This is a genomic window from Geomonas edaphica, from assembly GCF_004917075.1.
Taxonomy (GTDB): Bacteria; Desulfobacterota; Desulfuromonadia; order Geobacterales; family Geobacteraceae; genus Geomonas; species Geomonas edaphica.
The window spans coordinates 99,019-122,340 of the sequence record NZ_SSYB01000008.1 but is presented as its reverse complement, the minus strand read 5'-3'; the positions used below and the strand labels follow the sequence as shown (position 1 = coordinate 122,340).

Here is a 23,322-nt window from a genome sequence, read left to right as displayed (position 1 = left end):
GAGCATAGTGACGCTTGTCGGTCTCGTACTCGACGTGTGCGGTGGCGATGGTGATACCACGCTCACGCTCTTCCGGAGCGTTGTCGATCTGGTCGAACGCCTTGAACTCAGCCTGGCCCTTGCCTGCGAGCACCTTGGTGATGGCTGCGGTCAGGGTGGTCTTGCCGTGGTCGACGTGACCGATGGTCCCTATGTTTACATGCGGTTTAGTTCTTTCGAATTTAGCTTTAGCCATGAGGAATCCTCCCTGATGTATCTACTACAGCCTTAAAGTTGGATGCTTTTTTTCTAGAAGGGGATGGAGCCCACAACCGGATTCGAACCGGTGACCTCTTCCTTACCAAGGAAGTGCTCTACCTACTGAGCTATGTGGGCATATTCTGTTTTGGAGCGGGAAACGGGACTCGAACCCGCGACCCTCAGCTTGGAAGGCTGACGCTCTAGCCAACTGAGCTATTCCCGCCAATTCCCTGCTTTGAAGTTTTTTGACTCGACTCACACCCCACTCAACCAGTACCAACGATCCGCCAGGATCTCCTGATTTGAGCAGAAGCTCATCTCATCTGAAGTTTATATGGTGGAGGGAGGAGGATTCGAACCTCCGAAGTCGATGACGACAGATTTACAGTCTGTTCCCTTTGGCCGCTCGGGAATCCCTCCAGACAGAAGTGATGCTATTCTTTTTTCAATCTGGAGCTGACGATGGGACTCGAACCCGCAACCTGCTGATTACAAGTCAGCTGCTCTACCAATTGAGCTACGCCAGCCTGATTCGCCATCATCTGCTACCTTTTCGCTTCAGCGCCTTGTGTTGCGAAGCGAATCCCTGTTCTAAAGCAAAAGGGTCTCAGTGTCAATATCTTTTTTCTCGGCATTCGAAATATTTTTCACTGCTTGTCGTATACAACTTATCGCCAACGGCGCCACCACTCCGTATGCGTCGAGAGAAACGTCGCAGTATCGCTGCGTTGCCCAGCCAGGGCCTTACCGCATCCGGAACCGGCAAAGGGACAGGCCCCGCCCCCCATCACACGCTTTTCGTTATTACTACCGCATTCTTCGTCATCGCGACCGCACGATGCGATATTGTGACCGCGCGTTGCGTTATCGCGACCACGCGTTGCGTTATCGTGACCGCGCGTTGTGTTATCGCGACCGCACGTTGCGTTATCACGACCGCGCGTTGCGCTATCACGACCGCGCGTTGCGCTATCACGACCGCGCGTTGTGTTATCACGACCGCGCGTTGTGTTATCATGACCGCACGTTGCGTTATCGTGACCGCGCGTTGCGTTATCGTGACCGCACGTTGCGTTATCGCGACCGCGCGTTGTGTTATCGTGACCGCGCGTTGTGTTATCGTGACCGCGCGTTGCGTTATCGTGACCGCGCGTTGCGTTATCGTGACCGCGCGTTGCGTTATCGTGACCGCGCGTTGCGTTATCGCGACCGCGCACGGTAGAGGGATTGCCCGCCCCCTAATACTCGTCACGGGTACAGTCCCCCCATTTCACGGCAGGAACAGCAACAGAACCGAGCAACTGTCAGGGAAGGTAATCAACATTCCTGTGTCTGTACTCATTTCCAGCGTAGAGCTATAGTCGCATCATCACGCTGAAAGGAGGCGATTATGGACTGTTCGCTTGAAAAAGGGGAGGTGTTGCGGCTTGGTGGTGGGCCTGGTTTGCGGCTGCACTGCACGCAAGGAGCCCTCTGGATCACCATCGGTGACGGGCGGGACTACGTGATCCGTGCGGGTTCCTGCTTCGAGCTCGAGAAGGGGCGCACCGCCTTAACTGAAGCGCTCGCATCGGCAAAACTCTGCGTCGACAACATCGAGCATGCGACCGACAGCACCGCGATTTCCTTGAGGACCTGCCGACATGCCTCTCACAGCGGCTCTCTTGCCGCGAGCGCCTGAAGAAACGGCAAGCGGTGACGGCGGCCTCAATGAGAAGCCGCCGCCCAGCCGGAGCTAGAGCTTGAACCCATCGACCACGTGCCGCAACCTCTCGGCAAGCTCCGAGAGCTGCCCCGCGGCCTGAGCTGACTGCTGGGCCCCCTGGGCCGTCTGGTGCACCACCGCGGTGATCTGGTGGATGTTGCCGCTGATCTCGCCGGTGGTTGCGGTCTGCTCCTCCGCGGCCACCGCAATCTGGCTTACCTGCTGCGTCACGTTGTCGATCTGGCTGATGATGTCCTGCAGCGCTTCGCCCGACCGGGCGGCTTCTTGCGTTCCCTTTTCGACTTCCTTGACGCCGCTGTCCATGGCGCTCACGGCGCTGCGGGTCTCGGCCTGAATAGACTTGATCATATTGCCGATCTCGCCGGTTGCCCTCGTGGTCCGCTCGGCAAGCGCCCTGACCTCGTCGGCAACGACGGCAAAGCCTCGCCCCTGTTCGCCTGCGCGGGCCGCCTCGATCGCCGCATTCAGCGCGAGAAGGTTGGTCTGATCCGCGATTTCCTCGATGGTCCCTACGATTTCACCGATCTGGTCGGACCGTGTCCCCAGGCTCTCCACTGTCTGTGCCGACGTCCTCACCCGCTCCGCGATCCTTCCCATCCCTTGCACAGTCTCCTGTACCACGGCGGCACCGGTTACCGCAGCATCGCTGGCCCGACGAGCACCTTCTGCCGCGGTGGTGCAGTTGCGGGCGATGTCGCTGGAGGTCGTCGTCATCTCTTCTCCGGCCGAAGCGACGGTCACCGCCTGAGAGGCCACCTCCTCGGTTCCGCTCGCCATTTGCTCTGCCGTGGAATTAAGTTCCGCCGCCGCGGCCGATACCTGGTGCGTTGTCTCCGCGACCGTAGCGATGAGGCCATGCATCTTGTCCAGGAAGAGGTTGAAATCATGGGCGAGATGTCCCAATTCATCCCGCGAGGTAATCTCAAGGCGCTTGGTGAGGTCACCATCCCCCATCGCGATATCGTCCATCACCACGCTCATCTTGCGAATAGTTCGTTTCAGTTCCACGGCCACTAGGAAGAGGAGCAGTAATGTGCAGAAGATGGCGAAAACGCCCAGACATAGGGATAGGATGAGAGCCCTGTCGGAGGTGGCCACTACACTCGCCTTGGTCCCCTCCATCTCTTTCTGCCTTGCGCCGCTTAGTTTGAAAAGCTTGTCCTTCACCTCACGCCACTTCGGCGTCTCGTCCTTCACCAGCAACGTCAACGCCTCATCCTTTTTCCCTTCTTTCGCAAGTGACTGCACCTGTCCCCGCAGCGCTGCCGCTTCCTTCCAGACCGCCATCACCTGCTCTACATCCCCCTTCACCTTGGGAAGGTCCTTGCTTTTAGTGAGGACGACACCGTAGGCCTTCTCGAAATCATCCATGGCCTGGGTGTAGTTCTTGGCCGCCTTCTCATCTGCCGGGTTCAGGAGGATGTTGCGGGTCGCCTGCTCGGTCTGCAGCCCTTGCGCGTACATGTCTTTAAGAGCAAGTGCAATGGCCTGATCCTTTTCGACGAAACTGGTGAACCCGCTGGACATCTTCTTTATGCCGACCACTGAAGCCGCCAGCGACAAGCACAGCAATACAGCACTGATGCCGCCAACCAGTCCGAATTTCTGTGCCAGTTTTACATCCTGAAGGACACTCATAGCCGTTGCTCCTTTGATGACTTTCGCTTTTCCAGACCAAAGTTTAATTGGCAAGAACTTGTTACAGTCAGTATCGGCGCGGCTAACTAAATCTTGAGAGAGGAACGGCGGGAAATGAGACTGAATAAAGCGAGGAATGGAGAGTGGCAGGTGGGGGCTTGCGCCCCCTGGATGTAAAGCGACGACAGTAAACCGGTCAGGAAGGATGCACCGGAGCGTGGGCCTGCGGGCCGACCACGGTATGCCAGCCGCGGACGGTCCACTTCCGCACCAGCCCGTTCAGTACGTAAGGATCGACCTTGGCGAAAGCGGCAGGAACGTCTGGCGAATCGGCGACGAAAAGGAGAACGGCACCGTCGGCCGGATCGGTGAGGGCACCGCCGAGGAGCAACTCGCCACGCGCCGCCGCTTCCCATGCAAGAGCAAGGTGCTCATCGCGGAACTCGCCGCGGCGCTCCAGGTAATCGGGTGCCACTTCGTACAGCAACAGATAATGCATCTCTACCTCCTGTTGTTGCCGCCGAACAATTCGGCAGCGGCGTCCTCGCGGCCGCATTCCCTAAGCGCCGTCAGGCAGTTCTTCCGTTCTTCCGGCACGTGGTACAGAAGCAGCGCCTTCTGCAGCCCCTTCTCCCTGTCCGATCGCGCAACGTACACCTTCTCACCGGTGAAGGGATCGATCCCGGTGTGGTAGATGCAGGTGGAGAGCGTTCCGGGCGTCGGGGTGAAGTCCTGGACCTGCTCGACACGCATCCCCCATCTTTTCAGCATGAGCGCCAGATCGACCATGTCGGACAAAGTGCATCCGGGATGCCCGGAGATGAAGTAGGGGACTATGTACTGTCTTTTCCCTGCTTTGGCGCTCTCCTTCTGGAAGGCATCCCTGAAGCGTTCAAAGCAGTCGTGCCCCGGCTTGCGCATCACCGAGGTGACCCGGTCGGTGAGGTGCTCCGGCGCCACCTTCAAAAGTCCGCTCACGTGCTGCGAGACCAGTTCGCGCAGGTAGCGCGGTTGGCGCTCCATCAGGTCGTAGCGGACCCCGGAGGAAACGGCGACGTGCTTGACGCCTGAGACGCGGCGAGCTTTGGCGAGAAGCCTCGAACTGGCGGCGTCATCGGTGACGAGGTTCTTGCAGATCTTCGGGAAGAGGCAGCTGTCCCGGCGGCACTTGTCCCCGGCCTCCTTGTCGCCGCAGCAAAGGCCGAACATGTTGGCGGTTGGTCCCCCGAGATCGCTCACGCTGCCCCGGAACCAGGGAAGCGACGCGAGTTGCTCCAGTTCGTTCAGGACACCTTGCTCGCTTCTCGATTGTATGGTCTTTCCCTGGTGATGCGTGATGGCGCAGAAGGCGCACCCGCCGAAGCAGCCGCGGTGCGTCGTGATGGAATTGCGGATTTGTTCGTAGGCGGGAATCGCCTCCTTGTAACTCGGGTGCGGCGCCTTCACGAAGGGAAGCGCGTATATCGCATCGAGATCGGCACCGGAAAGCGGCCAGGCCGGCGGGTTGCAAACCAGGTAGCGTGTGGCGTGCTGCTGGATCACGACTTTGGCGCAGCCGGGGTTCTGCTCGCGCGAAAGCAGACGGAAGGATTCACCGTAAGCCGCCTTGTCCGCGGCCACCTTCTCGTACGAGGGCAACTCGACCACCTCGCCGGCCGTCTCAGGAATCGCGGACGCGGCGCAGGCGGTGCCGCGGATGTCGCGGATCGAGGCGAAGGGCTCACCTTTTTGCAGCCGCTCGACGAGCTCGAGAAGCGGGTTTTCCCCCATCCCATAAATCAGGAGATCGGCCTTCGCGTCGAAGAGTGCGGAGCGGCGCACCTTGTCTTCCCAAAAGTCATAGTGGGCGAAGCGCCTTAGACTCGCCTCGATCCCGCCGATCACCACGGGGGTGTCGCGGTAGGCCTCTTTGAGCCTCGAGGTGTAGATGATGGTGGCTCGATTCGGGCGGGCGCCGTGCCGGTTGCCGGGGGTGTAGGCGTCGTCGCGGCGCAGCTTTCTTGCCGGGGTGTAGTGCGCAACCATGGAGTCCATGGCACCGGCCGCCACCGCGAAAAAAAGGCGCGGGCGCCCAAGGGCCATGAAGGGCTCCTTGCTGCGCCAGTCCGGCTGCGGGATGATGCCGACCCGCAGGCCCTTTGCTTCCAACAGGCGCGCGAGAAGCGGCACCCCGAACGAGGGGTGGTCCACGTAGGCGTCGCCTGAGACGAAGATGACGTCGAGTTCGTTCCAACCGCGAGCTCTTGCTTCGGCTGAGGTGATGGGAAGAAACTGCGCGGGAGACTTTTTGGAAGGGTGCTGCGGTGACTGCTTCTTTGCGGGTCGTGCCTGTTTCATAAAAACCTTGTGACGTCACCCCCTCTCCGAGCAGGAGAGGGGATGTCTGAGCGTCCCGTTACGGGAAGATCCCGAGGAAATCGAGGCCGAGGGTCTCGGGGAGACCGCACATCAGGTTCATGTTCTGCACCGCCTGACCGGAAGCCCCCTTCACCAGATTGTCGATCGCCGAAACCACGATGATCCTGCCGGTCCTGTCATCAACAACGACACCGATGTCGCAGAAGTTGGAACCTCTCACGTGCGCCGTGGACGGGAGGACACCCTCCGGGAGCACCCGCACGAACGGTTCACCCTCGTAGAAGGTCTCGTACAGCGTGATGAGTTCGGAGGCGCTCACCTTGCCGGTCGGCACGCTGTAGATGGTGGAGAGGATACCGCGGTCCATCGGGACCAGGTGCGGCGTGAAGGAGATGGCGAGCGGACTCCCGGCGAGAAGGGAAAGCTCCTGCTCGATCTCCGGGATGTGACGGTGCACACCCCCGACGGCGTAGGCCTTGAAACCTTCGTTCACCTCGCAGTAGAGGTTGTCGACCTTGGCGCCGCGCCCCGCGCCCGAGGTGCCGGATTTGGCGTCGACGATGATGCTCTTCGGATCGATCACCTTTCCCTTCAGAAGCGGCGCGAGCCCGAGGATGACGCTCGTCGGATAGCATCCAGGATTGGCGATGAGGGATGCCTCCTTGATCTTGTCACGGCGCAGCTCGGGGATGCCGTACACCGCCTGGGGGAGGAGCTCGGGGGTGAGGTGCTTTTCGTACCACTTCCCGTAGACGTCGGCGTCGTGCAGGCGGTAATCGGCGGAGAGGTCGACGACGTCCTTACCCATCTTGAGGAAGGTGGGTACCACCGCCATGGCAGCCTTATGCGGGAGCGCGGTGAAAACCACGTCAACCTGCTCGGCGATCCCTGCGGGCTCCAGGGGCTCGAGGATGAGATCGCACCTGCCGCGCAGGGTCGGGAACACGTCGCTCACCGGGCGCCCGGCGCTCTGTTCGGAAGTAACACAGGTAACGGCCACCTCGGGGTGGGCGTGCAGGATACGGATCAGTTCGACGCCGGTGTAACCGCTGGCACCGACTATGGCAACCTTGATCATAAAGGCCTCCCTTGCTCACAACGGAAAGAAATAGAAGTTGGATGTTAGCACAGCTGTGGCACAGTTGACACGCACAAACCTTGAAGCAGTTTTGAAACAGCAAAAGGAGGAACCCTGACGGATTCCTCCTTTGCAATGAGACAGCAATTGTTCCCAGCGAAGAATTAACGCTTGGAGAACTGGAAGCTTGCGCGAGCAGCCTTCTTGCCGTACTTCTTTCTTTCCTTGATGCGCGAGTCGCGGGTAATGAACCCGGCCTTCTTCAGGGTACCGCGCAGGTCGGCATCGGCCTCGATGAGAGCCTTGGTGATGCCGTGCTTGATGGCGCCGGCCTGGCCGGAGTCACCACCGCCCTTCACGGTGCAGAAGATGTCGAACTTGCCGACGTTCTCGGTCAGCTCAAGGGGCTGCATGACGACCATCTTGGAGGTCTCGCGGCCGAAGTAGCTGTCAAGAGTCTTGGTATTTACAATGATCTCGCCGTTGCCGGGCTTGAGCCAAACCCTGGCGATGGAAGACTTCCTTTTCCCAGTTGCGTAAAAACTCACTGCCATTTTCTATCTCCTGATGAACGAATTAAATGTTCAGATTCTTAGGATTCTGAGCAGCATGCGGATGAGCGCCGCCACTGTAGATCTTCAGCTTCTTGAGCATGTGACGGGCGAGCTTGTTTTTCGGAAGCATGCCCTTCACTGCTTTCTTGATCAGCTCTTCCGGCTTCTTGTCGATGAGCTTGCCGGCAGTGATCTCTTTCAGGCCACCCGGGAAGGAGGAGTGGCTGTAGTAGGTCTTGTCGGAAAACTTCTTGCCGGTCAGGGCGATCTTCTCTGCGTTCACGACGATGACAAAGTCGCCGGTGTCCACACTCGGGGTAAAGGTCGGCTTGTTCTTGCCGCGCAGCACGTTGGCGATTTCAGTCGCGACACGGCCGAGCACCTTACTATCCACATCAACCAGGTACCAATCCCTGGTCACTTCTTCTTTTTTGGCGACTTGCGTCTTCATCGAAAACCTCACAGCTATCTGGAATTAGCACATTAACTTACAGAAGATTGAGAATTTAATCGAATCGCCCGCCCATGTCAAGACAAAAAACCGGGCAGGAGATTAAAGGACTGTTAAAAGCCTGTCATTCACCGTCCTGTTGGGGGTAAAAAACCTGCATAAGACAGAGCCCCTGCGGCGGTACCGTCATCCCTGCCTTTTGACGATCTCCCCCATTGAGAAGCCGCGTCACGTCCGCCACGGAGAGTCTTCCCTGCCCAACATCTATGAGCGTACCGGTGATGATGCGGACCATGTTTTTGAGAAAGCCGCTGCCGTTGATGTCCAGGTGAAGCAGGCGCCCATCCTGCAAAAGCTCCATGCTGTAGATGCGGCGCACCGTGGTCTTAGCGGCGCAGTTCGAGCCCCGGAAGGCGGCGAAGTCGTGCTCGCCCACGAAGACCTTGCACGCCGCACGCATCGCCTCGATGTCGAGTTTTCCCTTCACGCGCCAGGCGGTGTGGCGGGCAAGCGGTGAACGGAGGTCGTCAAGCAGCATGGTGTAGCGGTAGTGCTTCGCCTGCGCATCAAAGCGCGGGTGGAAGTCGAGCGGCACCTCGGCGGCGTCGCGCACCGCGATGTCGCTCGGGAGGATCGTGTTCAGCCCCTCACGGAAGGCGCGCAGCGGTATGGTGCGTTCGGTCTTGAAGCAGGCGACCATGCCGCGGGCGTGCACGCCCGCGTCGGTGCGGCCGGAGGCGTGCAGGAGGGTTCGCTCGCCGAGCATCTGCGCGAGTGCCTTCTCCACGACCTCCTGGATGGTGAGCGCGTTTGGCTGCACCTGCCAGCCGGCATAGGCGGTGCCGTCGTATTCGATTATCAGCTTGATGTTGCGCATAATTTTCCGGGGTCGGACCAGTCGGACCAGTCGGACCAGTCGGACCAGTCGGACCAGTCTGACTTTAAAGGCTACTTCAAATAATCTTCGACCAGCAGCTCGGCGATTTGCACGGCGTTGGTGGCGGCACCTTTTCTCAGGTTGTCGGCAACGACCCAGAGGTTCAGGCCGTTCTTGATGGTAGCGTCCTCGCGGATGCGGCCTACCAGGGTGAGATCCTCCCCGGCCACGTCCATCGCCATCGGGTACTCGCCGTTGCCCGGGTTGTCCACCAGCTCCACGCCGGGCGCATCCTCCAGAAGCTCGCGCGCCTTGGCGACGGTGATCTTCTTCTCCGTCTCGATGTTCACCGACTCGGAATGCCCGTAGAAAACCGGCACCCTGACGCAGGTGGCGGTGGTGGCGATGTCCGCCTCCATGATCTTCCGGGTCTCGTTCACCATCTTCATCTCTTCCTTCGTGTAACCGTTGTCACAGAAGGAATCGATCTGCGGCAGACAGTTGAAGGCGATGCGGTGCGGGTAGATCTCGACCTTCGGGGGACGGCCGTTCAAAAGTTCGCCGGTCTGGACGCGCAGCTCGTCGATCGCCTTGTTCCCGGTCCCGGAAACGGCCTGGTAGGTGGAGACGACGATCCTCTTGATGGAGCCGAAGTCGTGCAACGGCTTCAATGCCACCACCATCTGGATGGTGGAGCAGTTCGGGTTCGCGATGATCCCCTTTTTCTTGTAGCCGGCGATAGCGTGCGGGTTCACCTCGGGCACCACGAGCGGCACGTCAGGGTTCATGCGCCAAGCGCTGGAATTGTCGATGCAGACAGCGCCGGCCTTCACGGCTGAGGGGCAAAACTCCTCGGAGCGGGCCCCGCCCGCCGAGAAGAGGGCGATGTCGATCCCATCGAAGGAGTCGTGGGTCAGCTCCTCAACGGTCACCGGCTTGCCGTCGTATTCAAGCACCTGTCCGGCACTTCTCGAGCTCGCCAGGAACTTGACCTTCCCTACCGGGAAGTTCCGCTCCACGAGACACTCGATCATCTGGGTTCCCACGGCGCCGGTCGCGCCCACCACTGCTACGTTCCACGTTTTCTTCATACTTGTTACATCTCCTCAAGACAAAAACGGGAGCGCGCCACCCAAAAAGAAAGGGGCGACGCGCTCCGTTGTAGTTCGACCAGTCGGACAATCGTCAATTGTCCATCGCCAATTGTCCGCTGTTCCTAGCGCTCCTTCAGGATCTGCAGCATGCGGCGCAGCGGCTCGGCGGCACCCCACAGGAGCTGATCGCCACAGGTGAAGGCGGAGAGGTACTGCGGCCCCATCTTCATCTTGCGCACGCGGCCCACCGGTACGGTTAGCGAGCCGGAAACGGCTGCCGGGGTAAGCCCCGCCAGGGAGTCGGCCTTGTTGTTGGGGATGAACTTCACCCACTGGTTGTCATTCTTGATCATGTCCTCGATCTCACCGATCGGGATGTCCTTGGTGAGCTTCATGGTGATCGCCTGGCTGTGGCAGCGCATGGCCCCCACGCGGACGCAGAGTCCGTCCACCGGGATCGGGTTCGTCGCACCGAGGATCTTGTTGGTCTCGGCGTATCCCTTCCACTCCTCGCGGCTCTGCCCGTCCTCGACCTCGCGGTCGATCCACGGGAGCACGCTGCCGGCCAGCGGGAAGCCGAATTCCTTGGTCGGCATCTCGGCGCTTCTCAAGGTGGCGGTAACCTTCCTGTCGATTTCGAGGATCGCGGAGCCCGGGGTGGCGAGCTGATCGGCAACGGCGCCGTGCAGCACGCCCATCTGGGAGAGGAGCTCGCGCATGTTCGGAGCGCCGGCGCCGGAGGCCGCCTGGTAGGTCATCGAGGAGAGCCACTCCACAACGCCCGCCTTGAAGAGGCCGCCCAGGCCCATGAGCATGAGGCTAACGGTGCAGTTGCCGCCGATGTAGTCCTTGACCCCTTTGGAAAGCGCCGCGTCGATGACGTTGCGGTTGATCGGATCGAGGATGATGACCGCGTCGTCCTCCATGCGCAGGGTGCTTGCCGCGTCGATCCAGTAACCGTTCCAGCCGGCCTTCTTCAGCTCGGGACGGACCGCCTTGGTGTAGTCACCCCCCTGGCAGGTGATGATCACGTCCAGTTTCTTCAGCTCGTTGATGTCCGAGGCGTCCTTGAGCGTCCCCGCGTTCATGGGGGCTGCCTGACCTACCTGCGAAGTTGTGAAGAATACCGGCTCGATTCCAGCAAAATCGTTCTCTTCCTGCATGCGCTGCATGAGAACGGAGCCAACCATGCCACGCCAACCGACCATACCGACTTTCATAGGCGATCTTCCTTTCTGATGAATTGTTTTATAGACACCGGCAGGCGTACCTGCCTCCACTGTGATTAAAGGTTCGCGATGATGGCGTCGCCGATCTCCTTCGTGTTGACCAGCTTCTCGCCCGCCTTCTCCTGGTAGATGTCGCGGGTGCGGTACCCTTCGTCGAGCACGCGGGCGACGGCGTTGTCGATGGCGTCGGCCGCCTCGACCATGCCGAAGGAGTAACGCAGCATCATCCCTGCGGAAAGGATCTGGGCGATCGGGTTCGCGATTCCCTGGCCGGCGATGTCCGGGGCGCTGCCGCCGGAGGGCTCGTACATGCCGAAGGTCCCTTCGGCAAGCGAGGCGGAGGGGAGCATCCCGAGCGAGCCGGTGAGCATGGCGGCCTCGTCGGAGAGGATGTCGCCGAACATGTTCTCGCAGAGGATGACGTCAAATTGCTTCGGCCACCTTACCAGCTGCATGGCGGCGTTGTCCACATACATGTGGGAGAGCTCGACGTCCGGGTATTCCTTGGCGATGTTGATCACGATCTCGCGCCAGAGCACCGAGGTGGAAAGGACGTTCGCCTTGTCGATGGAGCAGACCTTCTTGCCGCGCTTTCTCGCCGCCTGGAAGGCGACGTGAGCGATGCGCTCGATCTCCGGCACGCTGTAGCGCATGGTGTCGACGCCGACGCGCTCGCGCCCTTCCCCGTCGATCCCCTTGGGCTGGGAGAAGTAGATGCCGCCGGTCAGTTCGCGGATCACCAGGATATCGAAGCCGCCCGCAATCACCTCTTCCTTAAGGGAGGAGGCGCTCGTGAGCGACGGGAAGATGATGGCGGGACGCAGGTTCGCGTAGAGGCCGAAGATCTTTCTGAGCGGCAAAAGGGCGCCACGCTCCGGCTGCTCGTCCGGCGGCAGGGTTTCCCACTTGGGCCCGCCCACGGAACCAAAGAGAATGGCGTCGGAAGCCTTGCATATATTTACGGTGGTCTCAGGAAGGGCGCGCCCCTCGAGATCGATGCCTGCGCCGCCCACGTTGGCGTGCGTCCGCTCGAATTTCACGTCGTAGCGTTTTTCGATCGCATCGAGTACCTTCAGTGCCTCTGCCATTACCTCCGGACCGATGCCGTCACCCGGCAGTACCGCTACCTTAAAAAGCTGTCCCATTGCACAACCTCCGATATGTATTAAATAGGCGATTCTATTTGCGGGACTGTCATATTGTCAACATAAAAAAGGCCGTCAAACATACGTTTAGCGTCCCAAACCTTGACGAGAGTTAAAACGGCAACGCCTCATCCAGTCGACGCATGAAAAAGAACACTGCGACAACCGTTTTATTAGAGAACGGTAAAACTTTCAGTTTATCTCAATGAAGTGTTGTGGTACATTCTCCGCACCGTTTCAGTAAAGCCGCACTTGCTATGCGGTGCAGCCTCACCCCCTCTTCGCCACCTCTCATGACGAGGGGCTGCTGGACAAGTTCATTAGAGAAGGTATCATTACCTGCGCAACCGAACAGCCTTTTCCGGAGCCGTGACATCATGCCGGCAAAACCGAAACGACTACATCTGATTCAGGAGACGCAATGCCATTCGCAGCTCGCTTGGGGCGGCTCGCCGCCGTCCTCTCCCTTCTTGCCATGACCGCCTGTTCCACGACCTCCGCCGGAAGCCACGTGCTCGGCAACCCTGAGAACCCATACCCGCTCTCCGCCCCTCCAAAGGTCGGCGACATCATCCATCTCCCGACCGGGATACTGGTGACACAGCAGCAGATGAACGCCGTGGTGACCGACGCACGGGTCGTCTATGTCGGGGAGACCCACGACAACCCGGCGGCGCACCGCCTGGAGCTGGACGTCCTGAAGGCGATGGAGGAGCGCAAACCGGGGAAGGTCGCGCTCGGGATGGAGATGTTCACGCGCTCGCAGCAACCGGTGCTGGACCGCTGGGTCGCAGGGGAACTGGACGAGAAGTCCTTCATCAAGCAGTCGCACTGGTTCGACACCTGGAGGATGGACTTCAGCTACTACCGCGATCTGCTCCTTTTCTGCAGGGACAAGCACATCCCGGTGATCGCCCTGAACGCCGAGAAGGAAATCGTGCAGGCGGTGCGCAGCGGCGATCTTTCCGCACTCACCGCCGAGCAGAAGGCCCAGCTCCCGGAGATGGACCTCACCGACCGGTACCAGCACGCCCAGACCGAAAGCATCTTCGCCGACCACAGCCACGGCAAGATGGCCGTCGAGGGGTTCCTGCGGGTCCAGACCCTGTGGGACGAGACCATGGCCGAGACGGCGGCGCGCTACCTTGCGAGCCCCGCCGGCAAGGAGCGCAGCCTCGTCATCATCGCGGGAGGAAACCACATAGGCTACGGCTTCGGCATCCCGCGCCGGGTGTTTCGCCGCGTCCCCACCTCCCACGTCACCATCGGCGGCCGTGAGGTGGTGGTTACCAGAAAGGAAGAGCCGGTGACCATGAACGTCGATCTGCCGGACTTTCCCGCGCCGCCGTACGACTTCCTGGTGCACTACGCCTACGAGGGGCTCCCGCAGCCCGAGGTCCAGCTCGGCGTCATGTTCGAGCCGACCGGCAAGGGCTCCGGCCTTACCGTGAAAATGGTACTCCCGGATTCCAACGCCTCGCGCGCCGGGCTCCAGGAGGGAGACGTGATCCAGGAGATGGACGGGGAGCCGCTGAAGGAATCGTTCGATCTCGTGTGGGCCATCAAGCAGAAGCACCCGGGGGACAAATCCAAACTAAAGGTGGAACGCAAGGGGGAGACGCTCTCCCTAGAGGTGCTCTACAAGGAAGGCAAACAGCATCAGCACGGCAAGCCGTGACCCGGCATGTAATCGCAAAAGCATCCAGGAGGATATGTCATGTACGCCATGAGTAATGTCGGGAACACCATCGCCATGGTGCTTGCCGGAGGCAAGGGGGAAAGGCTGAGCCCCCTCACCATCAGAAGGGCCAAGCCGAGCGTCATGTTCGGCGGCAAATACAAGATCATCGACTTCGTGCTGAGCAACCTCTTCAACTCGGGGATCAAGAAGGTCTACATCCTGACCCAGTACCGCGCCTATTCGCTCAACAAGCACATTCGCGAATCGTGGGGTAAATGGACCGGCCTCGGGGAGTTTTTCGTGGCCATATCGCCAGAGACCAGCACGGAAAACGAGGAGTGGTTCAAGGGAACCGCCGACGCCATCCTGCAGTACCTGCGCTTCGTTGAATCCTCCGACGCCGACTACGTCGCCATCTTCGGCGGAGATCACATCTACAAGATGGACGTAAGCCAGATGATCGACTACCACCGCAGGAACCGGGCCGATCTCACCGTTGCGGCACTCGAGGTGCCGGTGCAGGAGGCCAGCCGGTTCGGCGTTTTCTCCGTGGACGAGGACTACAAGATCACCGATTTCAAGGAAAAGCCGAAACAGCCCGAGAGCATTCCCGGCCGCGACACCTGCTTCGCTTCCATGGGGAACTACATCTTCTCCACTAAGAAGCTGATCGAGGTACTGCTGGAAGGGAAGAAGAGGCACGAGGATCTTGATTTCGGCAAGCACGTCATCCCGATGATGCTGGAAAACCGTGACAAGGTCTTCGCCTACAACTTCAACGACAACATCATTCCGGGCATGAAGGCCGAGGAGAAGGGGTACTGGAAGGACGTAGGGACCATCGAGTCTTATTACGAGGCGAACATGGACCTGATCCACGTCTCGCCACAGCTTAACCTGTACAACTACAAGTGGCCGATCCTGACCAACCAGGGGAACCTGCCCCCCGCAAAGACCGTTTTCGACGAGGAAGGAAGACGCGGCGTCAACATCGACTCCTACGTCTGCGCCGGGTGCATCACGAGCGGCGCCACGGTGACCCGTACCATCCTCGGGCCGCGCTGTAAGGTGAACAGCTACAGCACCGTGGAGGATTCCATCCTCTTCGAGAACGTGACGGTGGGGCGACACGTGAAGATCAAGCGGGCCATCATCGACAAGAACGTAGTAATCCCGGACGGGACGGAGATCGGCTACGATCACGAGAAGGACCAGGCCAAAGGGTATCGGGTGACTGAATCGGGGATAGTCGTCGTCTCGCTGGCTTCCTAGAAGTAAACAACAGAGATCACCTCCGGCCACCGCAGCCAGACGCCTTCCGGCGGGAGCACGCATGCGGGGAGCAATCAAGAAGAGCCAGCAACGCGAGATCCACAAGATCGTGGGGGTCTATGCCCTTTTCGGCAGCGCCTGGATCTACCTTTCCGGGTATGCCCTGATCTGGCTGGTCACCGACCGCCACATCGCCGATAAGATCGAGGTCTACAAGGGGCTACTCTTCATCCTGGTCACCTCGTTCCTGCTCTACCAGTTGATCGGGCGCTTCACCGGACGCCTTGCCGAATCGATGACGAAACTGGAGCAGAGCGAGGCGCGCTTCCAGGCGATCTACCACAACGTCAACGACGCCCTCTTCATACATGACGCCGCGACCGGTGCCCTCGTCGACGTGAACCGGACCATGTGCGACATGTTCGGCTATACGCAAGAGGAGGCCCTAAACCTCACGCTGCAGCAGCTGAGCCTCGGTGAGCCCCCCTACTCCGAAGAGGAGGCGCAGCGCCTGTTGAAGCTCGCGGCCCAGGGGACGGCGCAGACCTTTGAGTGGCGCAGCAGAAAAAAGGACGGCTCCCTGTTCTGGTCCGAGGTGAGCCTGCGCCGCGCCGAGATCGGCGGCATCGACCGGATCATCGTGCTGGTGCGCGACATCACCGCGCGCAAAGAGATCGAGGAGGCGCTCAGACAGAACGAGGAGACCCTCAAGGTGCTCATGGAGGAGATGCCGGCGGGGGTCGCGTGGGCCAACGAGGCGGGCGTCATCGAGTACGTGAACGGTTACGTGAGCGACTGGCTCGGCTTCGTCTCCGCCGACCGCCCCACCCTGGAGGAGCTCATGCAGCGGGCCCTTCCAGATCCCTCCTACCGCGACGAGATCCTCGGGTCCTGGCGCGCCGGGATCGGCGAGACCCTGGAGAGCGGCGTCATCGCCCCCATCGAAGCGAAGATCAGCTGCATCGACGGCACCTTGCGGCACGTCATCCTCAACACCCGCCTGGTTTACCACCGCATCCTTTTCACCTTCACCGACATCACCAAGTGGGAAGCGATGCAAAGCGAGATCCTGAAGGCCCAGAAGCTCGAGTCACTGGGGGTCCTGGCAGGCGGCATCGCACACGACTTCAACAACATCCTCACCGGGATCCTCGGCAACCTATCCTTCGCGGAACTGATGCTGGAGGGAAACCACCCTGCCCTGGCTCCGGTCAAAAACGCCGAGAAGGCGTCGCAGCGCGCCGCCGAGCTCGCGCACCAACTCCTCACTTTTTCCAAGGGGGGACAGCCGATCAAGAAGGTGGTCTCGGTCGTAAAACTGGTGCAGGAATCTCTCTCCCTCGCGCTGCACGGCACCAAGGTGCAGACCAAAGTGAACCTCCCCGCCGACCTGCACGCCATCGAGGCGGACGAGGGGCAGATAAACCAGGCCTTCAGCAACGTGATCATCAACGCCTGCCAGGCCATGCCCGGAGGGGGCGTCCTTTCGGTGCAGGCGGAAAATATCCCGCTACCCGAAGAGAACCCCGTGATGCTGCCGGCGGGGGAGTACGTGAAGGTATCCTTCACCGATGAGGGGTGCGGCATCCCGTACCAGGAGCAGAAGCAGATCTTCGATCCCTACTACAGCACGAAGCCCGGAGGGAGCGGCCTCGGGCTCGCCTCGGTCCACTCCATCGTCAGCAGGCACGGCGGCAAGGTGGAGGTCGATTCCGCACCGGGCGAGGGGACCACGCTCACCTTCTACCTCCCCTCGGCGGGGGAAGCCGCGCCGGAGCAGGAAGCGCAGGCGGAGCCCGCATTGTCTCGCGGCGGGGGCGGGGTAAGCGTACTGGTGATGGACGACGAAGAGCCGATAAGGACCCTGGCGCAGGAGATGCTGCAGTACCTCGGTTATCGCGTGGCGACCTGCGGCACGGGCGAAGAGGCGGTGCGGCTCTATCGGGAAGCGTTCGAGGGGGGAGAGGTGTTCGCGGCGGCCATCATGGACCTGACCATACCTGCGGGGATGGGGGGAAAAGAGGCGGCGCAGCGGATTCTGGAACTCGACCCGAAAGCGAAATTGATCGTATCGAGCGGCTACTCGAACGACCCGGTCATGGCGAGCTACACCGAGTACGGCTTCTGCGCTGCAGTGGTCAAACCGTACCGCTGCAGTGACCTGCAGCAGACGCTTGAAAAGGTGGCCTGCCGCCGGTAGCGCACCGGGAGCGGTTACCCGCCTATCCCTTCTTTTCGCCCCACAATTCCTTCAGGCGCCAGTTGCGGCCGCATCCATCATGGTAGCGCTGGTAGTGGTACGGGTTCTTCTTGTAGTACTGCTGGTGGTACTCCTCGGCCGGGTAGAACTCCGACGCCGGGCGTATTTCCGTCAGCACCGACGCCCCCAGAAGGTTCATCCGTTGCGCCTCGTCGCGCGATTCCTCGGCTTCCCGTCGCTGTTCCTCGTTTAGGTAAAAGACCGCGGTCTGGTACTGGGGGCCGTAGTCGCAGAACTGCCTGTTTTTCGTGGTGGGGTCTATGTTGCGCCAGAAGACCAGCAGCAGCTCCCGGTAACTCACCTGCGAGGGATCGAAGACGATCTCCACCGCCTCGAGGTGGCCCGTTTCACCCTCGCAGACCTGCTGGTAGCTGGGGTCGGGCAGAAAGCCGCCGCTGTAGCCGGGCATCACCGAGAGGACGCCGGGGATGCTGTCGAAGACCGGCTCCATGCACCAAAAGCAACCGCCGGCAAAGATGGCGGTCTGGGTGAGGCTGTTGTTCATGGTTTCTCCTTTGGCGCCAGCGGCACCGCGTCCGACTGGTCCGACGCGGCCAGCCTGGTCAGTGGTCGGCCCTACCCGGTCACCGCGATGACCTCTTCGTAGGTGGTGATCCCCTCCAGCATCTTCCTCACGGCAAGCTCCCGCAGGGTCACCAGGCCGTCTTTGTGGGCGGCCCCCTGCAGCTCGCCCAGGTCCATCCGCTCGGTGATCACAGCCTTGATCGACTCGTTCACGTCGAGCACCTCGAAGATCCCGGTCCTTCCCTTGTAGCCGGTGCCGCGGCACTCAGGACACCCCTCGCCCGCCCAGACCGCGGGGGTGCGCTTGAGCCCCAGGTACTCGGCCTCCTCCGCGCTCAGGTGACGCTCCTTCCTGCAGGCGGGGCAGATCTTCCGCAAAAGCCGCTGCGCGATGATGCCCACCACGGTGGAGGAGATCAAAAAGGAGGGAACGCCGAGATCCAAAAGGCGCGTCACCGAAGACGCGGCGTCGTTCGTGTGCAGCGTGGAGAGCACCAGGTGCCCGGTGAGCGCCGCCTGCACCGCGTTCTCCGCCGTCTCCTTGTCCCTTATCTCGCCGATCATGATGATGTCCGGGTCCTGCCTCAGCACGTTTCTCAGCACCTTGTCGAAGGTCACCCCGATCCCTGACTGCACGCCTACCTGGTTGAACTCCTCCATCACCATCTCGATCGGGTCCTCGACGGTCACGATGTTCACCTCCGGCGAGGAGAGCGTCCTAAGCGACGAGTAGAGCGTCGTTGTCTTGCCGCTGCCGGTGGGACCGGTGACGAGGATGATGCCGTTTGGTCGGCGCAAAAAAGAGCTGTAGAGCTGGTACTCCCTCGGGTAGAAGCCGATGGTGTCCAGTTCCTGCATCAGGACGTCGGGGTCGAATATCCTGATCACCACCTTCTCCCCGAAGGCTACCGGAAGCGTCGAGACGCGCAGTTCGACCTCGCGGCCGTCATGGCTCGTCTTGATCCTGCCGTCCTGCGGGCGCCTCTTCTCGGCCAGATCCATGCGGGAGAGCATCTTGATCCGGGAGACGATCGGGGGATGCAACTGCTTCGGGACCACGTGCACGTTGTGCAGCACCCCGTCCACCCGCAGGCGCACCAGGGACTTCTCCCGCTTGGGCTCGATATGGATGTCGCTCGCCCTCTGGTCGAAGGCGTACTGCAGCAGGAAATCGACCGCCGAGATGATGTTGCGGTCCGTCCCCTCGATCTCGTGCCCGCTTTTCAGGCGCACGAACTGCTCGAGATTGCCGAGATCGACGGAGGCGGCGACCTCGCTCTCGGCGGCCTGCACCGACGCCCTGAAACCGAAGAACTCCCTCAGGATCTTCAGGATGTCGTTACGCGAGGCGAGCACGCGGCGAAACTCCAGCCGCTTAATACTCCTAAGCTCCTCGATCACCTCGTCGTTGAAGGGGTCCGCGACGGCGAGGGTCACCACGCCGTCGGCACTCCCCACCGGGACGATCATGTGCCGCAGGGCGAAGGGTCGCGAGATGTGCGCCGTCACCACGTCCAGGTCGAGCTTCATCGGGTTGATCTTCATGTACGGCATCCCTACCGCGGCGGCCAGCACCTCGGTGATGGCGTCCTCGGTAAGGAGCCTGCCGCCGGAGCCGGGGACCTCCAGGTTGAGCGACGCGATGACCTCGGCGGGAGACGGCTTCTCCGGCCCCTGCTGCAGCCTGCGCGAATACCCCGCCTGCTGCGCCCCGGCCAGCCGACTCGCCTGCGCCTCCCCCTTCTGCATGAGCTCGTCGAACTGCTCGTGGCTGATCAGCTCCCGCTGCAGGAGGATAAGCGCCACGTTCTTTATGGTCACCGCTTTCTTTTTCTGCATAGCTCCACCTTCTAATGGGAATAAGCCTGCGAGTATCCGCGAGAAACATAGTGATGTCAAGGACGTGCAAGTTTGACAATGGAGGCCCCGCCGGTATCATTAATTGGCGCCTATGAGTAAGGCGATCCACTACAGATGCCAGAGGAGGGGTACCATGTTCGAACTGTTCGAGAAGGCAGTGCTGACGGCTCTCGGTGCGGCGGCGATCACCCAGAAAAAGGGCGAGGAGATGATCCAGGAGATGAAGTCGCGCTACAAGATCAGCGAGGAGGAAGGGCGGGCGTTCCTTGAGCGGATCCAGGAGATGGCGCGCACCGGGCAACAAAAGAGCGCCGAGATGGCCGAGACCGAAGTGAAGAAGGCGCTGGACCGGATGGGTATGGTGTCGCGGGAGGAGTTCGAAAAGCTGGAACGGCGCGTGAAGACGCTCGAGGCGCTGCAGGCCGAGGGCGTCAACTCGCAGCCGGAGGATGAGTGTTTAGGATAGTAAACATAAACCGCAACGTCAGGAGCATCAGGCGCTACCGCCAGATCATCACCGTCATCGGGGGGTACGGGCTCGGGCACCTGCTCGAGTACCTGAACCTCGGGCAGGTGGTGGATTTCTCACGCCGGGTCCTCAGGCGGCGCCCCCCGAAGGCGGCCCACCTGTCGGCGCCGGAGCGCCTGCGTCTGGCCCTCGAGGAGCTTGGCACCACTTTCATCAAGTTGGGGCAGCTCCTCTCCACCCGCGCCGACATCATCCCGGCCTCCTTCGTCCAGGAGCTCACCCACCTGCAGGACAAGATCCCGTGCATCCCCTTCGAGGAGATCAAAGAGCAGATCGAGCACGAGCTTGGTGTCCCGCTCGAGCAGCGTTTCCTATACGTGGAGCCGGAGGCGATCGCGGGGGCCTCCATCGCCCAGGTGCACCGCGCCACGCTCGTCACCGGCGAGGACGTGGTAGTAAAGGTACGGCGCCCGGGCGTGGTCGAGGCGGTGGAAACCGACATCGACATCCTCATGGGGGTGGCCCTTCTTTTGGAGCGCCACATGGCCCGCAGCGACATCTACGACCCGGTCGGGGTGGTGCGCGAGTTTTCCTACACCATCAGGCGTGAGCTGGACCTCACCCGCGAGGGGCACGCCATCGAGAAGATCCGGGACAACTTCAAGGGGGACGCGACACTCTACTTCCCGAAGGTCTACTGGGAGGCGACTTCGAAAGGGGTGCTCACCACCGAGTACGTGGAAGGGATCAAGGTGAGCGACACCCTGGCCATCGAGGAGGCGGGACTCGACCACCGCGAGATCGCCGCACGCGGCGCCAGGGTCTTCCTGAAGATGGTGCTCGAGCATGGCTTCTTCCACGGCGATCCCCATCCCGGCAACGTCCTCATCCTGAAGGACAACGTGATCTGCCTCCTCGATTTCGGGATGGTGGGGAGGCTCGACCCCGCCGTGAAGCGTTACCTGACCGACGTCCTCGTGGCGGTAATCAACCGCGACGTCGAGGGGCTTGCCTACGTCATCGTGGAGGCGGGCGACGCCGCGGAGACGGTCAACATGCAGGCGCTCAAGAAGGCGCTCGCCGAATTCATCGACAGCTATTTCGAGATCCCGCTCAAGGAGATCGAGGTCGGACGCATGCTCATGGAGTTCATCGACCTGATCTCCACGCACCGCATCAAGGTGCACCCGGACCTCACCATGCTGGTGAAGGTGCTGGTGGTGGTCGAGGGGATGGGGCGCCGGCTTGACCCGGACTTCGACATGGTGGGGCACCTGCGCCCCTTCCTGGAGCGCGAGTTCCGCCGGCAGCGCTCCCCGGGGCGCCTCTTCCACGAGATGGAGCAGGGGATCGAGGGGTACCTCACCCTCGCCCGCAACCTGCCGCGCGACGTGAAGGAGATCCTAAACAAGGTAAACCGCAACAAGTTCCGCATCGACCTGGAGCACCGCGGCCTGGACCGCTTCTCCAAGGAGCTGGACCGCTCGGCGAACCGGCTCTGCCTCTCCCTCATCATCGCCGCCCTGCTGATCGGCTCGTCCATCGCCATGCAGGGAAACCGCGGCCCCATGCTCTGGGGACTCCCCGCCTTCGCCTTCTTCGGCTACACCTGCGCCGGCCTGGTCGGCATCTGGTGGATGATCGCCATCCTCCGCTCCGGCAGACTGTAGCAAAAAAGCCACACCGCTCGTTGCGCTGACACCACAGGCGCATTTTTACCACACCCGTTTTCCCTCCCCCTCCTCGAAACGATCCCGTCTACAAGAGCGTAGCAGCGTGCTTTTTTCCAATGAGAAGCGCGGCGGCCGATTTGGCGCACAACTTGCTTGATGGTAAGCATACTGATTATCAGGAGCAAGCAGATGATATTCCAACAGACTTTAGGGAACAAGGTAACCTTCAGCGGCATCGGCCTGCACACCGGCAAGACGATCACCATCACGCTGCGTCCGGCAGATCCCGGCACCGGCATCGTCTTCCACAGGGTTGACCTCACCCCGGCAGTTTCCATAGAAGCACACGCGATGAACGTCGTGAACACGAAGCTGAACACCACCATCGGCAACGGCGAGACGACCGTCTCCACCATCGAACACCTCATGGCGGCTCTCTACGGCTGCGGCATCGACAACGCCCACATCGACATCAACGGCCCGGAGGTTCCCATCATGGACGGCTCCGCCGCCCCCTTCGTGGCCGCTATCGCCAAGGCCGGCATCAAGGAGTCGAAGAAGGCACGCAAGTACCTGGTGGTCAAGAAGCCGGTTTCCATCACCGAGGGGGACAAGAAGGCGTCCATCATCCCTTCGCGCCATTACAAGATCTCCTTCGACCTGCACTTCCCGCACCCGGCGGTAAAGAGCCAGGCCCGTTCGCTTGAGTTCACCCAGAGCAACTTCGCCGACGAGTTCGCCTCCGCGCGCACCTTCTGCTTCCTGGCCGAAGTCGAGATGATGAAGGCACACGGCCTGGCGCTCGGCGGCTCGCTGGACAACGCCATCGTCATCGGCGACCAGGGGGTGCTGAACCCCGAGGGGCTCAGGTTCCAGGACGAGTTCGTGCGCCACAAGATCCTTGACTCCGTAGGCGACATGTCGCTCGCCGGTCACCGCCTGATCGGCCACGTGAAGGCGTCCAAGTCCGGACACGACCTGAACCACAAGCTGGTCATGGAGCTTCTGAAGCGTCCGGACTGCTACACCCTGATCGAGTTCACCCCGCAGGCCTTCAACGCCCCCTTCAACATCGCCCTGCCGGAGCTTTCCTGGCTGGAGGCCTAGAGGCTGTCCGAGGGTCGGATCGAGATCGAGATAAAAAAGAAGCAGCTCCTTACGGGGGCTGCTTTTCTCGTTTCCAGTGTCGCGT

The 23,322-nt window shown here is 61.0% G+C and carries 21 protein-coding genes and 4 tRNA genes; 8 read left to right on the top strand and 17 right to left on the bottom strand.

Going from position 1 to position 23,322, the window contains the following annotated elements; translation table 11 throughout:
* From E8K79_RS20490 to E8K79_RS20470, 5 genes are all read right to left on the bottom strand, one after another.
* A partial coding sequence (locus E8K79_RS20490; RefSeq protein ID WP_246043932.1) for a GTP-binding protein occupies positions 1 to 235 on the bottom strand: 235 nt, incomplete at its 3' end.
* A gap of 64 nt (positions 236 to 299) precedes the next feature.
* Positions 300 to 375: transfer RNA gene (locus E8K79_RS20485), tRNA-Thr, on the bottom strand.
* Between the two features lie 11 nt (positions 376 to 386).
* Positions 387 to 463 (bottom strand) — tRNA-Gly (locus E8K79_RS20480).
* Positions 464 to 575: 112 nt separating this feature from the next.
* Positions 576 to 660, bottom strand: a tRNA-Tyr gene (locus tag E8K79_RS20475).
* 31 nt (positions 661 to 691) lie between these two features.
* A tRNA-Thr gene (locus E8K79_RS20470) sits at positions 692 to 767 on the bottom strand.
* A 332-nt stretch (positions 768 to 1,099) separates the two neighbouring features.
* Between E8K79_RS20470 and E8K79_RS20465 the strand changes: the two genes are divergently transcribed.
* Complete coding sequence (locus tag E8K79_RS20465) at positions 1,100 to 1,462, top strand: hypothetical protein (protein ID WP_136516375.1); 363 nt, start codon at positions 1,100 to 1,102, stop codon at positions 1,460 to 1,462.
* A gap of 168 nt (positions 1,463 to 1,630) precedes the next feature.
* Complete coding sequence (locus E8K79_RS20460) at positions 1,631 to 1,921, top strand: DUF2917 domain-containing protein (protein WP_136516374.1); 291 nt, start codon at positions 1,631 to 1,633, stop codon at positions 1,919 to 1,921.
* Between the two features lie 54 nt (positions 1,922 to 1,975).
* On the opposite strand, the gene E8K79_RS20455 is transcribed toward E8K79_RS20460, so the two are convergent.
* The 10 genes from E8K79_RS20455 to leuB form a co-directional block, all read right to left on the bottom strand.
* Positions 1,976 to 3,604, bottom strand: coding sequence for a methyl-accepting chemotaxis protein (locus E8K79_RS20455; RefSeq protein ID WP_136516373.1), 1,629 nt, complete (start codon positions 3,602 to 3,604; stop codon positions 1,976 to 1,978).
* 196 nt (positions 3,605 to 3,800) lie between these two features.
* Positions 3,801 to 4,103, bottom strand: a complete 303-nt coding sequence (locus tag E8K79_RS20450; protein WP_136516372.1) for a YciI-like protein — start codon at positions 4,101 to 4,103, stop codon at positions 3,801 to 3,803.
* Positions 4,104 to 4,105: 2 nt separating this feature from the next.
* The gene (locus E8K79_RS20445; RefSeq protein WP_136516371.1) at positions 4,106 to 5,941 is read right to left on the bottom strand and encodes a YgiQ family radical SAM protein; all 1,836 of its coding nucleotides are present in this window, start codon (positions 5,939 to 5,941) and stop codon (positions 4,106 to 4,108) included.
* A 58-nt stretch (positions 5,942 to 5,999) separates the two neighbouring features.
* On the bottom strand, positions 6,000 to 7,040 hold the full coding sequence (gene argC, locus E8K79_RS20440) for an N-acetyl-gamma-glutamyl-phosphate reductase (RefSeq protein ID WP_135872898.1): 1,041 nt from the start codon (positions 7,038 to 7,040) through the stop codon (positions 6,000 to 6,002).
* 164 nt (positions 7,041 to 7,204) lie between these two features.
* On the bottom strand, positions 7,205 to 7,594 hold the full coding sequence (gene rpsI / locus E8K79_RS20435) for a 30S ribosomal protein S9 (RefSeq protein ID WP_129128356.1): 390 nt from the start codon (positions 7,592 to 7,594) through the stop codon (positions 7,205 to 7,207).
* A gap of 22 nt (positions 7,595 to 7,616) precedes the next feature.
* Positions 7,617 to 8,045, bottom strand: a complete 429-nt coding sequence (rplM, locus tag E8K79_RS20430) for a 50S ribosomal protein L13 (RefSeq protein WP_135872901.1) — start codon at positions 8,043 to 8,045, stop codon at positions 7,617 to 7,619.
* Between the two features lie 124 nt (positions 8,046 to 8,169).
* On the bottom strand, positions 8,170 to 8,922 hold the full coding sequence (gene truA / locus E8K79_RS20425) for a tRNA pseudouridine(38-40) synthase TruA (RefSeq protein WP_136516370.1): 753 nt from the start codon (positions 8,920 to 8,922) through the stop codon (positions 8,170 to 8,172).
* Between the two features lie 71 nt (positions 8,923 to 8,993).
* Positions 8,994 to 10,013, bottom strand: a complete 1,020-nt coding sequence (locus tag E8K79_RS20420) for an aspartate-semialdehyde dehydrogenase (protein WP_136516369.1) — start codon at positions 10,011 to 10,013, stop codon at positions 8,994 to 8,996.
* Between the two features lie 125 nt (positions 10,014 to 10,138).
* Complete coding sequence (gene asd / locus E8K79_RS20415) at positions 10,139 to 11,236, bottom strand: aspartate-semialdehyde dehydrogenase (RefSeq protein ID WP_135872907.1); 1,098 nt, start codon at positions 11,234 to 11,236, stop codon at positions 10,139 to 10,141.
* Positions 11,237 to 11,301: 65 nt separating this feature from the next.
* Positions 11,302 to 12,390, bottom strand: coding sequence for a 3-isopropylmalate dehydrogenase (gene leuB / locus E8K79_RS20410; protein ID WP_135872910.1), 1,089 nt, complete (start codon positions 12,388 to 12,390; stop codon positions 11,302 to 11,304).
* 421 nt (positions 12,391 to 12,811) lie between these two features.
* On the opposite strand from leuB, the gene E8K79_RS20405 reads away from it, so the two are divergent.
* The 3 genes from E8K79_RS20405 (at position 12,812) to E8K79_RS20395 (ending at position 17,543) form a co-directional block, all read left to right on the top strand.
* The gene (locus E8K79_RS20405; RefSeq protein WP_136516368.1) at positions 12,812 to 14,068 is read left to right on the top strand and encodes a ChaN family lipoprotein; all 1,257 of its coding nucleotides are present in this window, start codon (positions 12,812 to 12,814) and stop codon (positions 14,066 to 14,068) included.
* 39 nt (positions 14,069 to 14,107) lie between these two features.
* Positions 14,108 to 15,343: a glucose-1-phosphate adenylyltransferase gene (glgC, locus tag E8K79_RS20400; protein ID WP_136516367.1), complete on the top strand. Its 1,236-nt coding sequence runs from the start codon at positions 14,108 to 14,110 to the stop codon at positions 15,341 to 15,343.
* Between the two features lie 61 nt (positions 15,344 to 15,404).
* Positions 15,405 to 17,543: a hybrid sensor histidine kinase/response regulator gene (locus tag E8K79_RS20395; protein WP_136516366.1), complete on the top strand. Its 2,139-nt coding sequence runs from the start codon at positions 15,405 to 15,407 to the stop codon at positions 17,541 to 17,543.
* Between the two features lie 22 nt (positions 17,544 to 17,565).
* Here the strand turns inward: E8K79_RS20395 and msrA are convergent, their stop codons facing one another.
* Together msrA and E8K79_RS20385 are read right to left on the bottom strand one after the other, a co-directional pair.
* Complete coding sequence (msrA, locus tag E8K79_RS20390; RefSeq protein WP_136516365.1) at positions 17,566 to 18,108, bottom strand: peptide-methionine (S)-S-oxide reductase MsrA; 543 nt, start codon at positions 18,106 to 18,108, stop codon at positions 17,566 to 17,568.
* 71 nt (positions 18,109 to 18,179) lie between these two features.
* Entirely contained in the window at positions 18,180 to 19,967 is a 1,788-nt protein-coding gene (locus E8K79_RS20385) for a GspE/PulE family protein (RefSeq protein WP_136516364.1), read from the bottom strand.
* 154 nt (positions 19,968 to 20,121) lie between these two features.
* On the opposite strand from E8K79_RS20385, the gene E8K79_RS20380 reads away from it, so the two are divergent.
* The 3 genes from E8K79_RS20380 (at position 20,122) to lpxC (ending at position 23,237) form a co-directional block, all read left to right on the top strand.
* Positions 20,122 to 20,454, top strand: a complete 333-nt coding sequence (locus tag E8K79_RS20380) for a phasin family protein (RefSeq protein WP_136516363.1) — start codon at positions 20,122 to 20,124, stop codon at positions 20,452 to 20,454.
* Positions 20,442 to 22,127 carry an ABC1 kinase family protein gene (locus E8K79_RS20375; protein WP_136516362.1) on the top strand — a complete coding sequence of 562 codons (1,686 nt, stop codon included), beginning with the start codon at positions 20,442 to 20,444 and terminating at the stop codon, positions 22,125 to 22,127. The genes E8K79_RS20380 and E8K79_RS20375 overlap by 13 nt, the downstream gene beginning before the upstream one ends.
* A gap of 192 nt (positions 22,128 to 22,319) precedes the next feature.
* Positions 22,320 to 23,237 (top strand): UDP-3-O-acyl-N-acetylglucosamine deacetylase, encoded by a 918-nt coding sequence (lpxC, locus tag E8K79_RS20370; protein ID WP_136516361.1) that lies wholly within the window; start codon positions 22,320 to 22,322, stop codon positions 23,235 to 23,237.
* The last annotated feature ends 85 nt before the right edge of the window (positions 23,238 to 23,322 follow it).